General features: G+C 71.7%; 20 protein-coding genes. 3 read left to right on the top strand and 17 right to left on the bottom strand.

The window, feature by feature from the left end:
* Window positions 1-23 precede the first annotated feature (23 nt).
* On the top strand, window positions 24-1,088 hold the full coding sequence (locus ACIBNE_RS01435; RefSeq protein WP_399268235.1) for an ATP-dependent DNA ligase: 1,065 nt from the start codon (window positions 24-26) through the stop codon (window positions 1,086-1,088).
* Between the two features lie 61 nt (window positions 1,089-1,149).
* Here ACIBNE_RS01435 and ACIBNE_RS01430 read toward each other — a convergent pair whose 3' ends face one another.
* Genes ACIBNE_RS01430 through ACIBNE_RS01420 form a run of 3 tightly spaced genes read right to left on the bottom strand, consistent with a single transcriptional unit; the run spans window position 1,150 to window position 2,754 of the window.
* Window positions 1,150-1,998 (bottom strand): helix-turn-helix domain-containing protein, encoded by an 849-nt coding sequence (locus ACIBNE_RS01430; RefSeq protein WP_399268233.1) that lies wholly within the window; start codon window positions 1,996-1,998, stop codon window positions 1,150-1,152.
* Between the two features lie 14 nt (window positions 1,999-2,012).
* Window positions 2,013-2,528 carry a DUF6879 family protein gene (locus tag ACIBNE_RS01425; protein WP_399268231.1) on the bottom strand — a complete coding sequence of 172 codons (516 nt, stop codon included), beginning with the start codon at window positions 2,526-2,528 and terminating at the stop codon, window positions 2,013-2,015.
* Window positions 2,500-2,754, bottom strand: a complete 255-nt coding sequence (locus ACIBNE_RS01420) for a hypothetical protein (RefSeq protein ID WP_399268229.1) — start codon at window positions 2,752-2,754, stop codon at window positions 2,500-2,502. The genes ACIBNE_RS01425 and ACIBNE_RS01420 overlap by 29 nt, the downstream gene beginning before the upstream one ends.
* Window positions 2,755-2,941: 187 nt before the next feature.
* On the opposite strand from ACIBNE_RS01420, the gene ACIBNE_RS01415 reads away from it, so the two are divergent.
* Together ACIBNE_RS01415 and ACIBNE_RS01410 are read left to right on the top strand one after the other, a co-directional pair.
* A complete protein-coding gene (locus ACIBNE_RS01415; RefSeq protein WP_399268227.1) occupies window positions 2,942-3,148 on the top strand; it encodes a hypothetical protein in 207 nt (68 codons plus the stop codon).
* Between the two features lie 32 nt (window positions 3,149-3,180).
* A complete protein-coding gene (locus ACIBNE_RS01410) occupies window positions 3,181-3,375 on the top strand; it encodes a hypothetical protein (RefSeq protein ID WP_399268225.1) in 195 nt (64 codons plus the stop codon).
* Here the strand turns inward: ACIBNE_RS01410 and ACIBNE_RS01405 are convergent.
* The 14 genes from ACIBNE_RS01405 to ACIBNE_RS01340 all read right to left on the bottom strand — a co-directional run bounded on the left by ACIBNE_RS01405 (window position 3,352) and on the right by ACIBNE_RS01340 (window position 16,540).
* Window positions 3,352-3,912, bottom strand: coding sequence for a hypothetical protein (locus ACIBNE_RS01405; protein ID WP_399268223.1), 561 nt, complete (start codon window positions 3,910-3,912; stop codon window positions 3,352-3,354). The two genes, ACIBNE_RS01410 and ACIBNE_RS01405, sit on opposite strands and share 24 nt — an antisense overlap.
* A gap of 74 nt (window positions 3,913-3,986) precedes the next feature.
* The gene (locus tag ACIBNE_RS01400) at window positions 3,987-5,321 is read right to left on the bottom strand and encodes a lytic transglycosylase domain-containing protein (protein WP_399268221.1); all 1,335 of its coding nucleotides are present in this window, start codon (window positions 5,319-5,321) and stop codon (window positions 3,987-3,989) included.
* An 8-nt stretch (window positions 5,322-5,329) separates the two neighbouring features.
* Entirely contained in the window at window positions 5,330-6,166 is an 837-nt protein-coding gene (locus ACIBNE_RS01395; RefSeq protein WP_399268219.1) for a hypothetical protein, read from the bottom strand.
* Window positions 6,167-6,187: 21 nt separating this feature from the next.
* Complete coding sequence (locus ACIBNE_RS01390; protein WP_399268217.1) at window positions 6,188-6,712, bottom strand: hypothetical protein; 525 nt, start codon at window positions 6,710-6,712, stop codon at window positions 6,188-6,190.
* A gap of 14 nt (window positions 6,713-6,726) precedes the next feature.
* On the bottom strand, window positions 6,727-7,398 hold the full coding sequence (locus ACIBNE_RS01385) for a hypothetical protein (RefSeq protein ID WP_399268215.1): 672 nt from the start codon (window positions 7,396-7,398) through the stop codon (window positions 6,727-6,729).
* Entirely contained in the window at window positions 7,395-7,940 is a 546-nt protein-coding gene (locus tag ACIBNE_RS01380; RefSeq protein ID WP_399268213.1) for a hypothetical protein, read from the bottom strand. The genes ACIBNE_RS01385 and ACIBNE_RS01380 overlap by 4 nt, the downstream gene beginning before the upstream one ends.
* Entirely contained in the window at window positions 7,937-9,172 is a 1,236-nt protein-coding gene (locus ACIBNE_RS01375) for an MCE family protein (RefSeq protein WP_399268211.1), read from the bottom strand. Before ACIBNE_RS01375 ends, ACIBNE_RS01380 begins: the two co-directional genes overlap by 4 nt.
* Window positions 9,172-10,422 (bottom strand): MlaD family protein, encoded by a 1,251-nt coding sequence (locus ACIBNE_RS01370; RefSeq protein ID WP_399268209.1) that lies wholly within the window; start codon window positions 10,420-10,422, stop codon window positions 9,172-9,174. The genes ACIBNE_RS01375 and ACIBNE_RS01370 overlap by 1 nt, the downstream gene beginning before the upstream one ends.
* Window positions 10,419-11,540 carry an MCE family protein gene (locus ACIBNE_RS01365; RefSeq protein WP_399269999.1) on the bottom strand — a complete coding sequence of 374 codons (1,122 nt, stop codon included), beginning with the start codon at window positions 11,538-11,540 and terminating at the stop codon, window positions 10,419-10,421. Before ACIBNE_RS01365 ends, ACIBNE_RS01370 begins: the two co-directional genes overlap by 4 nt.
* Before the next feature lie 2 nt (window positions 11,541-11,542).
* The gene (locus tag ACIBNE_RS01360; protein ID WP_399268207.1) at window positions 11,543-12,574 is read right to left on the bottom strand and encodes an MCE family protein; all 1,032 of its coding nucleotides are present in this window, start codon (window positions 12,572-12,574) and stop codon (window positions 11,543-11,545) included.
* On the bottom strand, window positions 12,571-13,602 hold the full coding sequence (locus tag ACIBNE_RS01355; RefSeq protein ID WP_399268205.1) for an MCE family protein: 1,032 nt from the start codon (window positions 13,600-13,602) through the stop codon (window positions 12,571-12,573). Before ACIBNE_RS01355 ends, ACIBNE_RS01360 begins: the two co-directional genes overlap by 4 nt.
* Entirely contained in the window at window positions 13,599-14,846 is a 1,248-nt protein-coding gene (locus ACIBNE_RS01350) for an MCE family protein (RefSeq protein ID WP_399268203.1), read from the bottom strand. Before ACIBNE_RS01350 ends, ACIBNE_RS01355 begins: the two co-directional genes overlap by 4 nt.
* Entirely contained in the window at window positions 14,846-15,649 is an 804-nt protein-coding gene (locus tag ACIBNE_RS01345; protein ID WP_399268201.1) for an MlaE family ABC transporter permease, read from the bottom strand. The genes ACIBNE_RS01350 and ACIBNE_RS01345 overlap by 1 nt, the downstream gene beginning before the upstream one ends.
* Before the next feature lie 3 nt (window positions 15,650-15,652).
* Window positions 15,653-16,540 carry an MlaE family ABC transporter permease gene (locus ACIBNE_RS01340; protein WP_399269997.1) on the bottom strand — a complete coding sequence of 296 codons (888 nt, stop codon included), beginning with the start codon at window positions 16,538-16,540 and terminating at the stop codon, window positions 15,653-15,655.
* Window positions 16,541-16,663 lie beyond the last annotated feature (123 nt).

The raw sequence follows: 16,663 nt of genomic DNA, 5'->3' as shown, positions 1-16,663 counted from the left end.
CACATATCGGTCAGACTCGTCTCATGGACCTCCCGGTGATGCCGCCCGTGAAGCCGATGCTCGCCAAGCCCGTGAAGAAGATCCCGCCCGGCATGCAGTACGAGGCGAAGTGGGACGGCTTCCGGGCGATCGTGTACCGCGACGGCGACGAGGTGGTGCTCGGGTCGCGCACCGGGAAGGAGCTGACCAGGTACTTCCCCGATCTGGTCCCCGAGGTCCTGAGGAGCCTGCCCGCGCGGTGCGTGATCGACGGCGAGATCGTGATCGCGCACGGCGGGCGGCTCGACTTCGAGCGGCTGACCGAGCGGATCCACCCGGCGGAGTCCCGGGTGCGGCTGCTCGCGGAGCGGACCCCGGCGAGCCTGGTCGCCTTCGACCTGCTGGCGCTCGGCTCCTCGTCGCTCCTGTCCGTGCCGTTCGACCGGCGCAGGGCGGCGCTGGTCGCGGCGCTCGCGGACGCGGCGCCGCCGGTCCACCCGGCGCCCGCGACCACGGACCCCGAGCTGGCCCGTGAGTGGTTCGAGAAGTTCGAGGGCGCGGGGCTCGACGGGGTGGTCGCCAAGCCCCTGGACCTCCCCTACCGGCCCGACACCCGCGTCATGTACAAGATCAAGCACGAGCGGACGGCGGACGTGGTGGTGGCCGGGTACCGCCTCCACAAGAGCGGCCCCGTGGTCGGCTCGCTGCTGCTCGGCCTGTACGACTCCGAGGGCGTGCTCCAGCACGTGGGGGTCTGCGCGGCCTTCACCGCGAAGCGCCGCGCGGAGCTGGTGGAGGAGCTGGAGCCGCTGCGGATGGATTCGGCGGCGGGCCACCCGTGGGCCGACTGGGCGGACGGGAGCGCCCACGAGACGGCGCGGCTGCCGGGCGCGGTCAACCGCTGGTCGGCGAAGAAGGACCACTCGTGGGTGCCGCTGCGCCCGGAGACGGTCGCGGAGGTCGCGTACGACCACATGGAGGGCACGCGCTTCCGCCACACGACGCAGTTCCGCAGGTGGCGCCCGGACAGGGGACCGACGAGCTGCACGTACGAGCAGCTGGAGGAGGTGGTGGGGTACGACTTGGCAGAGGTGCTCGCGGTGTCTTGAGGGGGTGGGGCGGGGGCGGGGGGCCGGGGGGCCGGGGGGCCGGGAGGGTCGGGGGTGCCGGTCACCCCAGGGACGCAAGGGCCTCCGCCACTACGGCGCGGGCCGCCGCGCCCCTGACGGCCGCCTGCGCCTGCCCCTCGAAGGCCTTGGCGTACAGCTCCACCTGGCTCGGCTGGGTGAGGGTGGACGCGGCGTCCAGCGTGTCCGCGTGCACCCTGGCGTTGTCGAAGATCGTGAAGGTGGGCATGGGCCAAACGGTCCGCCGCGTCGCGAACGGCACGATGCCCACGGCGACGTTCGGCAGGCTCATCACCCCGAGCAGATGGCCCAGTTGCGCCGCCATGGCCTCCTCGTCGCACAGCCGGTACCGGAGCACCGACTCCTCCAGGACGAACGAGAAACGCCGGGCGCCGTCGGTCAGCACCGCGTTGCGCTTCACGCGCGCGGCGACGGCCTCGGCCACGTCGTTCGGGATTCCCCGGAACTCCGCGATGCCGGAGAGGAGGGCGGTGGCGTAGTCGGGCGTTTGCAGGAACCCCGGGACCACGTCGGAGACGTAGACCCGGAACCTCCTCGTCTGCTGGTACACGTCTCCCGCGGACTGTTGCAGTCGGCGCAGACCGCTGCGCTGGAGGCGCTTCCACTGCACGTGGGCGTCGGCGGACTGTCTGCTGGCCGCGATCAGATCCGCGATCTGGTCGACGGCACCGCACGCTCGACACCACGCCCTGATGTCGCCGTCAGAAGGCGGTGTCTTGGCGTTCTCGATCCGCGAGGACTTCGACTCCGACCAGCCGCACCGCGCGGCCAGTTCCCGCCCGGTGAGCTCCGCGTCCCGTCTGATCGCACGAAGGCTGCTCGCGAGCTCTTCGCGCGCCTTCTGAACAGTGGAAGAAGGGTGGGGAGGCATGGATCCGGCCGTTGTCAGACCTGGTACAGGTGGTGCGGGACCGCCCGGTCCCAGACCGCCGCGAACGCGGTGGAGCACAGTTTCACGGTGGTTGGGTCGCTGGTGATCTCGTCCTCCACCACCACGCCGTCACCTGAGAAATGATGAACGCGGAGCAGCGCGTCGTCGAACAGCCAGAAGTCGTTACCGGGCAGGGGGATGTCAGTGGCCCGTTTCCTTGGCAGCCACCGCACTTCCTCGCCGGCCGTGACGTTGGCGTGAGTGACGTAGTGCTCCCAGCGGATGTACTCCGACACGGGCTCGGAGACCACACGGGCCCTGCGCACGGACACGCCCCGCGCGACCGTGTCCCTGATCAACTGGTCGTACGGATGCCACCAGGAATCCCGCTCTTCCCAGTTGATCCGGTCGCCGCGCCGCCACGCGGCAAACCTCTCGGTGGGGGCGTACGAGTCGCGCAGTTCCAAATGGACGGCGGACCGCTCACACCGCCCCAGCAACTCAGCGAAACCGGGCCCGTTCGACGGCATCGCACGCCTCCCTGATCATCGGAATCATCCGGGCCGGAATCCTGACGATGGCTTCGTCGTCGGGTACCGGTCCATTCGCGGGGCTGGTCGCCTCGCACCCAATCCGAGTCTCGGGGCTGGGCTTCCACCCTTGCAACAAGATCTCCTGAGCTTCCGCGTCCGCCCACACGGTGGGGCAGTGGTCCCTGTCGGTGTTGGGGTCGATCCCGACGAACTCCAAGGCCATGGAAGCCTCCTCGGTCGAAGTGATTGCTCGGACTTGCACCAGCTTCACCAGCAGGCCAGATGGCGTCAACACCGCCTGCCGACACAGGAATTGCCGCGCAAACTCGTGCAAGTTCCTGGAACGTCGGGCAGCCGACTCCTAGCGTCGCCAACAGAACGAGAACGCCAAGCACCGCAGGGAAGCAACGATGACGAACAAGACGTACATGGACCCGCCCGTCCACCTCCGCCTGCCCCGACCGACGCCCAAGCCCGTGCAGGGCTGCTCCGCCTGCTTCGCCTTCGGGGCGTTGCGCGCGGCGGCGCGCGCCCGCGGGGACCTGTCCCGGGTCTCCGACTGCAACGTCGAGATCGAGAACCACCCGGACCACGGCGAGTGGGCCCGCCCCGAGTGACCGGCGCAGCACCCCGCAGGAAGGGACCCGCCATGATGTCCGTGCCGAACCCCGGCTCCCCCTACTACTCCAGGCGCCCCGAGCCCCGGCCCGCCCGGCCGGTCAAGGCCGCGCTGCGGTGCGTGGAAGCTCCCGCGACCGCCGCGCCCGACGCCGTCCCGCCGGACCACCCCCGCGAGCCGCGCGGCGAGCGCTCGGCGCCGCTACCCCAGGAACGGGGTGACTAGCCGCTCCCCCACCAACCCGTTGAGCCGGTCCGCTTCCGCCTCCGTCAGGAAGTAGAGCGTCATCGCCTGGCCGTTGCGCCTCGCGTAGAACCGGTGCCCGTCGCCTTCCAGGTCGTCCATGACGTAGCCGACCGTCATCAGGTCCGCCCAGTCGTCCCTGACCTCTATGTCCCAGCGGCGCTCCCGGCCCCCGGCCCGGTACTCGATCCACGCCTCCTCGGCGCCCAAGTCCACGTGGTCCCGCACGTCGGTCAGCGCGTCCTGGCGGCCGGCTGTCCGGCACAGTTGGCCGACGATCGCGACGTACGACCCCGCGCCGCGCACGCACTCCGTGTCGAAGTGCCACGCCCGGTCGCAGAACCGCCGCCCCCACGGTTCGGCCTCGACCTCGCAGCCCAGCACGTACAGCAGCACGTCGAACGGCTTGTCCTCGTACGACTCCCGCGGCCAGGAGTACAGCAGTTCGTCCACGGTCCTGCCCGCCGCGAGCGGCAGGCCCAAGTCGGCCAGCCCGGCGAGTTGCGCCTCAAGATTCATGGCCGTGATCGTAGCCCGCTGCCGGACGGCCACCGGGGGCCGACCGGGGGTTCGACCGGGGGGGCCGTCCGCGATCAGGTGCCCGTTCCCGGTGCGGGGCACGGGGTGCCCGGCGGGGGGTCCGTCGGGGCGGTCGTGTCCGTCGGGTCGGGCGTGGGGGCCGGGGTGCAGGGCGGGTCCGTCGGCGGGGTCGTGGGCGGCGTGGTCGGGGGATCCGTCGGCGGGGTGGTCGGGGGCGTCGTCGGAGGCGTCGTGGGCGGCGTGGTGGGCGGAGTGGTCGGAGGCGTCGTGGGCGGGGTCGTCGGTGGGGTCGTGGGAGGCGTCGTGGGGACCGTGGGGCGGGTCGACGGCTTCGGGGGTTTGACCACCGGCTTCGACGGGCGCGCCGAGGACGAGGGCTGCGGGCCCACCACGATTCCGCCCTTCCCGTTCCCGTTCCCCTTCCCGTTCCCGTTCCCCTTCCCGTTGCCCTTGCCCCCGCCGCCCTCGCCCACCGGCCGCACCGGCGGCGTGGAGCCGCCCGCACCCGGGCTGAGCGGGACCACGCCCGTGCCGTCCGCGACCGGGTGCGTGCCCTTGCGGTAGAACTCCAGCCAGGCCAGCACCGTGCTCAGGTACACGTCCGAGCGGTTGTAGCTCAGGATCGCCCGGTCCAGGTCCGCATCGACCGTCAACTGCCGCTGCCCCGCGCAGAGATAGCGCCCGGCCGCGAGCGCGGCGTCGTAGATGTTGTTGGGGTCCTTGCGGCCGTCGCCGTTGCCGTCCTGGCCCCAGGCCGCCCAGGTGGAGGGGATGAACTGCATGGGCCCCACCGCCCGGTCGAACGCCGTGTCGCCGTCGTACGCGCCGCCGTCCGTGTCCCCGATCCGCGCGAAGCCCGCGCCGTCCAGGACCGGGCCCAGGATCGGGGTGAGCGTCCTGCCGTTCGCGTCGACCCGGCCGCCGCCCGCCTGCCCCGACTCCACCTTGCCGATGGCCGCGAGGAGTTGCCACGGCAGCCCGCAGGACGGGTCCGTGCCCGCCACGGCCGACTCGGCCCTGCGGTACGCGGCGAGCACCGTCGCCGGAATGCCCGCCTGCGACCACGCCCGCACCTGGAGCGCCGCCTTGGGCCCCGGCATCTCGCCGGGGCGGTCCCCCACCGGCTTCGGCGAGACGAGCGGCGGGAGTTCGGTGTGGTACGAGTCGTCGTTCGACACCTCCGTCGCCTCCGGCACCCCGGAGGCGCCCGCCACCCCCTCGACGGGCCTCGGGTAGTCGAGCGTGAATTCGGGGGCCTGCGAGGCCGTGAGGGCCGCCATCGCGAAGACCGCGACGCCCGTCCCGGTGAGGCCGCGGCGCACCCGGCCCGGCCGGAGCGGACGACCCGGCCGGAGCGGTCGGCCGGAGCGGCGCTGTTTGCCTGTCATCGTGCTCCTCACCCCGTGAAGGTGTCGATGTTGGCGATCCGCCAGGTGCCCTTCTCGCGGACGGCGTCCACCGCGAACATCGCGGCGGCGTAGCTGGTCTCGCCCGCCTTGCCACCCTTGGCCGCGGTACGGGTGTTGCTCTGGTCCGCGTAGACGAGCAGCCGCGCCCGGTCGCCGTCGAGGAGTTCGACGCCGCTCTCGGTCACCACCGTCGTCAGTACGAGCTTCTGCGCGGGCCCCTGCTCCCGTACGGCCGCGAGCATCGCCTTGTGCTGCCCGACCGCCTTGCCGGTGAGGTGACCATCCGCCGTCCGCTGCGACGCGGCCGGATCGGCGAAGTTGTACGAGAACACGGCGGACACCGCCTTGCCGATCTGCCCCTTCACCTCGCTGGTGCGGGCGATGTCGGTGAGCGCGGTGTTGCTCGTGGACGGGTCCTCGCGCAGGTCGCCCGCCTGGCCGAACGCGAAGGCGGCGAAACCGCCGAGCAGCACGGTCAGGGCGCCGAGCACCACCGGCAACCGGGCCCTGCGGCGCGACGCGGAGGGGGTGACGGGGGTGACGGGAGCGGCGGGAGCGTCTTCAGGGGCGGTGGCACCGTCATTGGCATCCGGCCCGGCTTCCACGGCCTCGGTGACCTCCGCGGCCTCCGGAACTGCCGTCCCGTCCGGCTCCACGGCCGCCTCGGGCCCGGCCGTCGCGGCGGGCGCCCCTTCCGGACGGGTCGCCGTGGCCGTCCCGCTCCCCCCTGGCGCCCCCGAGCCGCCCGAGCCGCCCGAGGCGCGCTCCGGGGGCTTCGTGGCCAGTCGGCGCTGACGGTTGATGAGGTGGCGTGTTGTCGACATGCGTACGGGCTCCTTCTCCGGTCAGGCCGGGTTGTTGCCGACCGGCGCCTGTCCCAGCGCGCTGAGCTTCCAGCCGTCCGGCGTGCGCGTCAGCTCGCCGAGCATCCGGCTCTCCTTCGCCGCGGGCTTGCCCTTCGGCGCCGTGACCGTGATCCGCAGGGCGACCATCACCCGGGCCCGGCCGGCCCGCTCGTCCAGCTCGGTCACCGCTCCGGACAGCACCCGAGCCGTCGAGACCGTCCTGGCCTGTTCGATCTGCTTCTCGAACTGCGGTCGCCCCTGCGTCAGTTGCTTGTGCAGCTCGCCCGTCGTCGAGTCCTCCCAGCGGTCCAGGCCGCTGCGCAGGTCCTTGTGGTCGAGCGTGTTGAGGTTCTGCACCGCCTGCTCCCCCGCCGCCCGCACGTCGTCCCTCGCCCGCGCGTAGTCGGCCGAGTCGTCGTGCGCCGCCGCGTACCAGGACCAGCCGCCCCAGCCCGCGCCCCCCGCCGCCAGCAGCGCCAGCGCGGCCGCGGCGACGACCAGCGGGTTGCGTACCTTCCGTGCCATGTGACCCGTCCCGTCTAGCGCGATGTGATGTCGACGATCCGCCAGTGGCCGCCGTGCAGTTCGGCCGTGACCGAGAGCTGCGCCGCCACCGTGGTCGCCGGTCTGCCCTGCCGCTCCGCGACCTGGTCGAGGAAGACCAGGAGGTGGGCCCCGCGGTCGGTGAGCCGGGTCACCCCGGCCCGTACGACGTGCGTGGTCAGCGTCAGTTTCTGCTCGGCGGCGCGCCGCTCGACCTGCCCGAACAGGCCCTCGTACTGCCGCGCCGCCTTCCCCGCGAGCAGGCCGCGCGCGGCCTTGCGGGTGCCTGCCGTGTCCTCGGGCGTGTAGCTGAAGACCGTGGACAGGGCGCTGCTGACGTCGCCCGAGACCCGCTCGGTGGCCGCCGCGTCGGTGAGCGCGCGGTTGCCCGCCGCCGGGTCGTCGCCCAACTCGTCCGCCTTGAGCAGGAGTACGGCTCCGCACGCGATGAGGACGAGGACCAGCAGCCCGGCGACCCTGGCGGGCCAGCGGCGCGCGGTGCCGTCCTCCTCGTCGGCCCCCGGAGCACCGGGCCCGCCGCCGGCGTCCGCGTCCGGCGCGGCGTCCACGTCCGGCACCTCCGCGTCCGACATCTCCGCGTCCGGCACCTCCGGGTCCGCGGCGGCGGCCTTGTCGACGGCGTCCGCCCCCACCGAGTCGAGGCTCATGACGCACCTCCCAGCGGTACGGCGGTGAGCGACTGGACCTTCCAGCCGTCCCCGGTCCTGGCCAGCGTCGCCTCGAAGCGCTTGCGCTCCGGCGCGGCGGCGCCCTTCACCTGCACCCGCACCGTCGCGATCAGCTCGGCGGTCCCCGCTCGCTCGTCCAACGCGGTGAGCGCCGCGTCCGTCACGGTGCCGCGCGCATCGGTGCCCGCCTTGCGCAGCTTCGCCTCGCTGGCGGCCCTGGTGCGCCGCAGCTCCTCGTTGAGCGCGCCGGTCGACGCGTCCAGCCACCGCTCGACCGCGGCGTCCGGCTGTGTGCCGTCCGCGCTGCTGAGCCGGGCGACGTGCGCCCTGCCCGCCGTCAGCACCCGGTCCCTGGTCTGGGCGAACGTCAGCTCCTCGTCACCGTCGGCCGCCGCGTACGACCAGCCGCCGAAGCCGCAGAAGACCGCCGACACCACGAGCGCCGCCCCCCAGGCGACGGCCCGTCGACTCACCGTACGACTCGCCTCACGAATCCCAGAACCGCTCCCCGAACCGCTCATCGGCCGCCCTCCAGCCCCAGCAGCGCCGCCATCGGGTCCGCGCCCTTCGGGGCCGCGCCGACGTCCGGCAGGCCCAGCGCGCCCGGCAGGAGCGACCCCGGCTTCGCCGGTACGGGGGCGGGTCCGCCGCTCGGCGCGTGCGCGCTGCCCCGTACGTTCAGTCCGCCGCTCGCGGGCGAGGCGCAGCGCGCCTTGGTGTTGAGCCGCTTGGCCGGGGAGACGTCCTGACCCGGGCGGTACTCCGTGCCCTCGTACCCGGCCGTGCAGGGCAGCGGGTCGAAGAACGTCACCGCCATGCCGAAGTTCGCGCCCTTCGGGGTGATCGCGGTGGCGCCCGCCGAGACGACGGCCGGCATCTTCACGAAGAACTCCTCCAGGCCGCGCTGCCGGGTCACGGCGACCTCCGACGTGGTGAGCAGATTGGCCAGCACCACGCCGAAGCCCGGTTCGACGTCCCGCAGCAGCGCGGTGACCTGGCCCGCCGCCTCGGGCGCCGCCGCGATCAGCTTGCGCAGGTCGGTGTCGGAGCTCTTGAGCTGTCCCGCCAGCTCCTTGGCGCCGGTGGCGAACTCCCTGATGGCGCCGGACTGTTCGGCCTGGGTGCGCAGCACGGTCTCCCCGTCGATCATCAGCTGGGTGTTGGTGGGCAGCGCCTTGTCGGCGGCCTGGACGAAGTCGCTGCCGCTGTCCAGCAGCAGCTGGAGGTCCTCGCCCCGGCCGGCGAACGCGGTGCCCAGCTCCTCGACGACGGTGCGCAGCGCGCCCAGGTCGACGGAGGCCGCGAGGTCGTTGATGCCGGTCAGGACCTTGGTCACGGGCGCGGGCACCTGGGTGTACTGCTGCTCGATGACCGATCCGTTGCCGAGGTAGGGCCCCTCGTCCCGTACGGGGCGCAGGTCGACGTACTGCTCGCCGACCGCCGAGAGGTTGGCGACGACGGCCGTCAGCTCGTCGGGGATGTCCGGCGCGGAGTCCTTGATGCGCAGCTCGGCGACGACCCCTTCCTCGGTCAGCTCGATGGGTCCGACGCGGCCCACGGAAACGCCCCGGTAGGTGACGTTGGAGTGGGTGAACAGGCCTCCGGTCTGGGCGAGTTGGAGTTTCACGGTGTAGTAGTCGCGCATGCCGACGTAGCGGCCGAGGTCGGCGTAGCGCACGCCGAGGTAGCCGAGGACGAGCACGCCGATGACGAGGAACGCGAGGTTCTTCAGGCGGGTGGCGAGGGTCAGCATCAGCGGGCACCCCCGACCGGGGGGAGCGGCAGCGGCAGGGACTCGACGGCGGTTCCGGCCGGGCCCGTGCCCTGCGTGGTCCCGGGCGCCTTCGGCGGTTCCAGCGCGGGGATGATCTGGGTGCCGGGCACGGCCGTCGCGTCCAGGTACACGTTGAGGTAGTCGCCCTTCACGCCGCGCATCACCTCGTCGGTGAACGGATAGGTGAACAGCACCTGGAGCGAGTCGGGCAGCGACTTGCCGGAGTCGGCGAGCGCCCTGAGGGTCGGGGCGAGTGCCTTGAGGTCGGCGATCATGTCGGCCTTGCTCTTGTTGACCGTGTCGACGGCCACGGTGGACAGGGCGTCCAGGGAACGCAGCATGGTCAGCAGCGAACCGCGCTGTTCCTCAAGGACCTTGAGGCCGGGGCTGAGTCCGGTGAGGACCTCTCCGACGGCCTGCTTGCGGGTGGCGAGCGTGGCGGAGAGCCGGTTCATGCCGTCGAGGGCGCGGGTGATGTCGCCCTTGTGGGTGTCGAGGTTGGTGACGAGGGTGTCGATGCGCCGCAGTGTGGCCTTGATCTCGGGCTCCTTGCCGTGCAGCGCCTTGCCCAGCTCGGTGGTGATGGTCTTCAGCTGGCTGACGCCGCCGCCGTTGAGGAGCATGGACAGGGCGCCGAAGACCTCTTCGACCTCGGGGTTGCGGTTGGTCCTGGCGAGCGGGATGTGGGAGCCGTCCTTGAGCGGGCCGGCGGCGGGGGCGGTGGCCGCGACGGTCTGGAGGTCGCCGGGCTCGGTGAGGTCGTCGGGGCGGACCGGGTCGCCCGGCTTCCCTCCGCCCGGCTTCCCCTCGCCGGGCTTTCCGCTCCCGGGCTTGGGGGGCGGCGCGAGCTGGACGTACTTCTCGCCCAGCAGGCTGGACTGCTCCAGGCGGGCGTAGGCGTCGGCGGGCAGCTTCACCTTGCCGTTGATCTTCATGGTGACCTTGGCGGTCCAGCCGTCGTCGGACAGCTTGATCCTGGTGACGCGGCCGATGGCGACGTCGTTCACCTTCACCGCGGACTGCGGTACGAGGCTGAGCACGTCGCCGAACTCGGCGGTGACCGTGTAGGGGTGGTCGCCCAGGTCGGCGCCGCCGGGCAGCGGCAGCTGGTCGATGCCGGAGAACTCGGGCATCTCGGCGCCGCTGACGATGACGGTGAAGGCGGACACCACCGCGACGGCGGCCGCCAGTCCCGTACCCCTCTTGATGCGCGTGGCGCGGCTGCTCATCGCGCACCTCCTGACGTCGTGCCCGGCTTCCCGGTCCGGTCCGGCGTGCCGTACACCGTGCCGACCGGCGGCAGCGGCAGTACGGGCAGCGCCTGTCTGCGTCCGGCGTCGACCGGGGCGAGTCCGGCGAGCGCGGAGGCCGGGACCTGCGGGTCCTTCAGCGCGCTGATCTCCAGCAGGTTGGTCCGGCCGTCGATGGTGCGGTGCACGGGGTCGTACGCGTTCAGCACGTTGCCCGCGGCGAGCGGCGCCGCGTCCATGGCCTCCGCCAGCGCGGCGCGCTGGTCGACCAGCGTCCGGGTGATCGGCACGAGCGCCTCGACGTTCTTCTTGATCTCGCCGCGGTTCTTCTGGATGAACCCCTTGACCTGGGCGAGCGCCTTGCCCAGCTCCTTGAGCGCCGCGCCCAGGTTCTCCTTGTCCTGGGCGAGGAAGGTGGAGACCTGGCCGAGCCTGGTCTGTGCGGTGCGCACGCCCGCGTCCTTGTTCTTCAGCATGCTGGTGAAGGTCTGGAGCTGGGCGAGCGTGTCGAACAGGTCCTTGCTGCTGCCGTTGAGGGTCCTGGTGGCCTTGCCGAACTGCGCGATGGAGTCGCCGATCGCCTTGCCGTTGCCGTCCAGGTTCTTGGCCCCGGTCTCGAAGAGCCCGGTCAGCGCGCCCTTGGAGTTGGCGCCGCCCGGCCCGAGCGCCTCGGTCAACTCGGTGATGGAGGCGTAGAGCTGGTCGACCTCGACCGGGGTGGAGTTGCCCGCCGCCGGGAGCACGGCGCCGTCCTCGATCTCGGGCCCCGAGGTGTAGGCGGGCGCCAGCTGGATGTACCGGTCGGCGACGACGCTGGGCATGACCACCACGGCGTGGGCCGCCTTGGGGACCTTCACGCCCTCGTCGAGCAGCAGCACCACCTTGACCTCGTCGCCCTGGGGCTCGACGGAGTCGACCGTGCCGACCTTCACCCCGAGGATCCGCAGGTCGGACCCCTCGTACACGCCGGTGGCGCTGGGGAAGTAGGCGGTGATCACGGTCGAGTCGGAGTCGTCGAGCGCCATGACGCCGGTGGTCGCCACGGTGGCGATCAGGGCGATGCCGGCCCCGATGGCGACGGCGCGCCGTCTCTGCACGGTCACTCGCCCCCCTTCTTGTTCGGGTTCTTCGGCCTCTTCGGCGGGATGCAGTCGGTGGTCCGCGGTTCCGTCTGCGACAGGTACTCCTTGGGGACGAGCCCGCAGACGTAGTTGTCGAACCAGCGGCCGCTGCCGAGGGTGTTGCCGACCAGCCGGTAGTACGGGCCCGCGAGGTTCAGCGCCTTGTCGAGGCTCGCCCGGTTCTTGTTGAGGACCTTGGTGACCTTGCCGAGCGCGACCAGCGTCGGCCTCAGCTGGGCCTCGTTGTCGGCGACCAGGCCGGTGAGCTGGACGCCCAGGTTCCTGGTGCCGGTGAGGAGGGCGTGGATGGCGTCCCGGCGCGCCTTGATCTCGCCGAGCAGCAGGCTGCCGTCGTCGATGAGCGTCTCGAAGCTGCTCTTCTTGTCGGCGAGGGTCGCGGTGAGCTGCTTGCTGCTCTTGAGGAGGGTCGCGAGCTGCGCGTCCCGCTCGGAGATCGTCTTGGAGAGCGCGGAGAGCCCGGTCGCCGCGGAGCGCACGTGCGGCGGCGAGTCCTTGAAGGCCGCCGAGATGGTCTCGAAGCTCTGGGCGAGCTGCGCGGTGTCGATGGCCCCGACGGTGTCCCCGAGGTCGCTGAACGCCTGGGTGACGTCGTACGGGGACGTGGTGCGGCTCTTGGCGATGCGCCGGCCGGGGTCCTGGGCGCCGGTGCCGAGCGGGTCGAGCGCCAGGTACTTCTCGCCGAGCAGCGTCTTGATGGCGATGGAGATCGTGCTGGCGTCGCCGACCCAGGCGTCCTTCACCTTGAAGGTGACCTTGACCTTGGGGCCGTCCAGGGCGACCCCGGTGACCTCGCCGACCTTGACGCCCGCCACGCGCACCTCGTCGCCCTCGTCGAGCCCCGCGGCCTCGCTGAAGTCGGCGGTGTAGGTGGTGCCGCCGCCGATGAAGGGCAGCGAGTCCGCGCGGTAGGCGGCGAGGCCGACGAGCGCGAGCACCAGCAGGCCGACCAGGCCGACGGCGACGGGGTTGCGGTCCCGTACGGGCTTCATGCGCGGCACCTCGATTGCGTGATCGCTATCCCGGTGGGCGGGGCCGAGCCGTCGGAGGTCGTGACGCCGCGGATCTTCGCCTCGCAGAGGTAGAGGTTGAACCAGGAGCCGTACGAGGAGAGCCGGGTCAGCGCCTCCATCTTGGCGGGGGTCTTCTTGAGGAAGGCGTCCAGCTGCCCGGAGGCGTCCGCGAGGTTGCCCGAGGCCCTGCCGAGCTGCTTGATGCTGTCCTTGAGCGGCGCGCGGCCGTCCTGGAGGAGGTCGGCGGTGACGGTCGTCAGCGCGCCCATCGACTCCACCGCTTCGCCGAGCGGCTTGCGGTCCCCGGCGAAGCCCGTGACCAGCTGCTGGAGCGTCACCACGAGGTCGTTGAAGCCCGCCTCGCGGGCGTTGATCGTGGTCAGCACGGTGTTCAGGTTGGTGATCACCTCGCCGATGACCGCGTCCTTGTCGGCGACGGTCGTGGTGAGCGAGCCGACGTGCTGCATGACGCTGTCGACGGTGCCGCCCTCGCCCTGGAGCACCTGGACGAGCGAGCCCGCGAGCTTGTTCATCTCGGCCGGGGCCAAGCCCTTGAAGAGCGGCTGGAAGCCGTTGAAGAGCTGGGTGAGGTCGAGTGCGGGGCTGGTGCGGGCGAGCGGGATCGTCGAGCCGGGGGCGAACACCTGGCCGACGGTGCCCGCGCCCCGGTCGAGGTCGATGTAGCGCTGGCCGACCATGTTGAGGTACTTGACGGCCGCGGTCACCGACCCCGGCAGCTCGCGTCCCTTCTGGACGGAGAAGTCGACCTCGGCGATCCGCCGGTCCACCACCCTGATGGAATCGACCTGGCCGACCTTCACCCCGGCGATCCGGACGCTGTCGCCCTCGACGAGCCCGGTGACGTCGCTGAAGCGCGCCTTGTACCCGTAGGTGTCGCCGACGCCCGTGTTGGCGATGCTGAACGCGAGCACGGTCGTGGAGACGGCGGTGACCAGCACGAAGACCAGTGACTTGACGAGCGGTCCGGCTATCGAGCGGCGTTTCACTTCAGCTTCACCTCCGCGCCCCGGAACGCGGGGCCGAGCAGCAGGCTGCTCCAGTCGGGGAGTGACTGCGGGCGCACCTTGAGGTCGGGCGCGAGGAGTTCGTTCACGAGCTGGTTCTCCTGCGGGGAGTTCGGCAGCCCGAGCCCCTTGTCGACGGCGGGGACGGCCATCGGCGCGGAGCGGCCGTTGTAGGGGACGGAGTAGCACTGCGGTCCGCCGCTGGCGGTGTACGCCGGGGCGTCCTTGCCCGGCAGGTACTTGCCGCGCGAGGGCACGGCCTTGACGTTGACGTGCAGGCCCGGTTCGTCGGTGCCCTTGCCGAGCGCCTTGTCCATGGCCGGGACGAATCCGGCGAGGGTGCGCAGGGTGCAGGGGAAGGACGGGGAGTACTCGGCGAGCAGTTCGAGGGTGGGGCGGCTGCTGGCGGAGAGCCGGATGATGTTGTCCTTGTTGTTGCGCAGGAACGTGGTGAACTCGTTCGCCGTTGCCGTCGTGGAGCCGTACGCCTCGACCAGGTCGGCCCGCTCGTCGACCAGCGTGGAGCTGGTGGTGGTGAAGTCGGTGAGCGCCTGGAGTATGTCGGGCGAGTTGTCGCCGTACACCTTGGTGACCTTGACCAGCTGCTGGATGTCGCGGTTGAGCGTGGGCAGTTGGGGGTTGAGCTTCTCCAGGTGGTCGCCGAGTTCGACGAGGGTGGTGCCGAGCTTGTCGCCGCGCCCTTCGAGCGCGGTGGCGACCGCGGTGAGGGTGGCGGAGAGCTTCTCCGGCTTCACGGCGGTGAGCAGCGGCAGGACGTTGTCGAGCACCTGCTCCAGCTCGATGGCGTTGCTGGAGCGGTCCTGGCTGATGGTGTCGCCCGCCTTGAGCGCCCGGGTGCCCGCGCTGCCCTCCGGCGGTACGAGCGCCACGAAGCGCTGTCCGAAGAGGGTGGTGGGCAGCATCTGGGCGGTGACGTCGGCGGGGACGCTGCCGATCTTGTCCCGGTCCAGGGCGAGGGTGAGGCGGGCGCCGTTGCCGTCGGGGTCCGCGGTGATCTCGCGGACCTGGCCGATGACGACGCCGCGCAGCTTGACCTCCGCGTTGCGGTGCATCTCGTTGCCGACGGCGCCGGTGTGCAGGACGACTTCCGCGTCGTCGCTGAACTCCTTGTCGTACACGGCGACGGAGAGCCAGACGAGCAGGGCGGGCACCGTCAGGAAGACGACTCCGGCCAGCCGGGTGCGCAGCTTCTTCGCGTCCGCCATCAGCCGGCCACCTTCACGGTCGTGGTCGCGCCCCAGATCGCCAGCGACAGGAAGAAGTCGGTGACGGCGATCAGCACGATGGCGTTGCGCACGGAGCGGCCGACGGCGACGCCGACGCCCGCGGGTCCGCCGGTCGCGCGGAAGCCGTAGTAGCAGTGCGCGAGGATCACCATCACGCTGAAGACCAGCACCTTGAAGACGGAGAGGATGACGTCGTTCGGCGAGAGGAACAGGTTGAAGTAGTGGTCGTAGGTGCCCGCCGACTGGCCGTTGAACAGGACGGTGATCCAGCGGGAGGCCAGGTAGGAGGAGAGCAGCCCGATCGCGTACAGCGGGATGATCGCCACGACGCCCGCGATGATGCGGGTGGTGACGAGGTACGGCATGGAGCGCACGCCCATCGCTTCGAGCGCGTCCACCTCTTCGTTGATGCGCATGGCGCCGAGCTGTGCGGTGAAGCCCGCGCCGACGGTGGCCGACAGCGCGAGGCCCGCGACGAGCGGGGCGATCTCGCGGGTGTTGAAGTAGGCGGAGACGAAGCCGGTGAAGGCCGCGGTGCCGATCTGGTTGAGCGCGGCGTAGCCCTGGAGGCCGACGACGGTGCCGGTGGCGAGCGTCATCGCGATCATCACGCCGATGGTGCCGCCGATGACGCCGAGGCCGCCGCTGCCGAAGGCCACTTCGGCGAGCAGCCGCTGGACCTCCTTGGTGTAGCGGCGCAGGGTGCGCGGGATCCAGAGCAACGCACGCACGTAGAACGCGAGTTGGTCGCCCGATCGGTCGAGCCAGCTGAGCATGGACATTCCTCAGCCACCCTTCGCCGGGACGATCTGGAGGTAGATCGCCGTGAGGACCATGTTCACGAAGAACAGCAGCAGGAAGGTGATGACGACGGACTGGTTCACCGCGTCGCCGACGCCCTTGGGGCCGCCGCGCGGGTTGAGGCCGCGGTAGGCGGCGACGATGCCCGCGATGAAGCCGAAGATCAGCGCCTTGATCTCGCTGATGTACAGGTCGGGCAGCTGGGCGAGCGCGGAGAAGCTGGAGAGGTACGCGCCCGGGGTGCCGTCCTGCATGATCACGTTGAAGAAGTAGCCGCCGAGGGTGCCGACGACGGAGACCAGGCCGTTGAGGAGCACCGCGACGAACATCGTCGCGAGGACCCTGGGCACCACGAGGCGCTGGATGGGCGAGACGCCCATCACCTCCATGGCGTCCAGCTCCTCGCGGATCTTGCGGGAGCCTAGGTCGGCGCAGATCGCGGAGCCGCCGGCGCCCGCGATGAGCAGGGCCACGATGAGCGGGCTGGCCTGCTGGATGACCGCGAGGACGCTGGCGCCGCCGGTGAAGGACTGGGCGCCGAGCTGCTGGGTGAGCGAGCCGACCTGGAGGGCGATGACCGCGCCGAACGGGATCGAGACGAGCGCGGCGGGCAGGATCGTCACGCTGGCGATGAACCAGAACTGCTCGATGAACTCCCGCACCTGGAACGGCCTGCGGAAGATCGCGCGCGCGACGGTCGCGGCGAGCGCGAACATCTGGCCGGTCTGGCGCAGCGGCGCGAGCGCCTTGAGCGGCTGCGGCTCGCCGGGGGGCGCGGTGTCCGCGCCGTCCCACGGGTGGTCCGCGTCGCCCTGGGCGCGCCGGCCGGGGGTCCCCGCGTTCTTGGTGAGGTTCGCGGTGAGCGTGGGCACGGTGGCGATGCGGCCGGGCGCGGGGGTGCCGGGCGGGGCCGCCGCGGCGGGGGGCGGTGCGGGGTGATTCGGCGCGGCGTGGGGCGGCGCGGGGTGGAGCGGCGCGGCGTGGGGCGGTGCGGG

This window comes from Streptomyces sp. NPDC050504, assembly GCF_044458065.1.
Lineage (GTDB): Bacteria > Actinomycetota > Actinomycetes > Streptomycetales > Streptomycetaceae > Streptomyces.
This window is presented reverse-complemented; position numbering and strand designations above follow the sequence as displayed.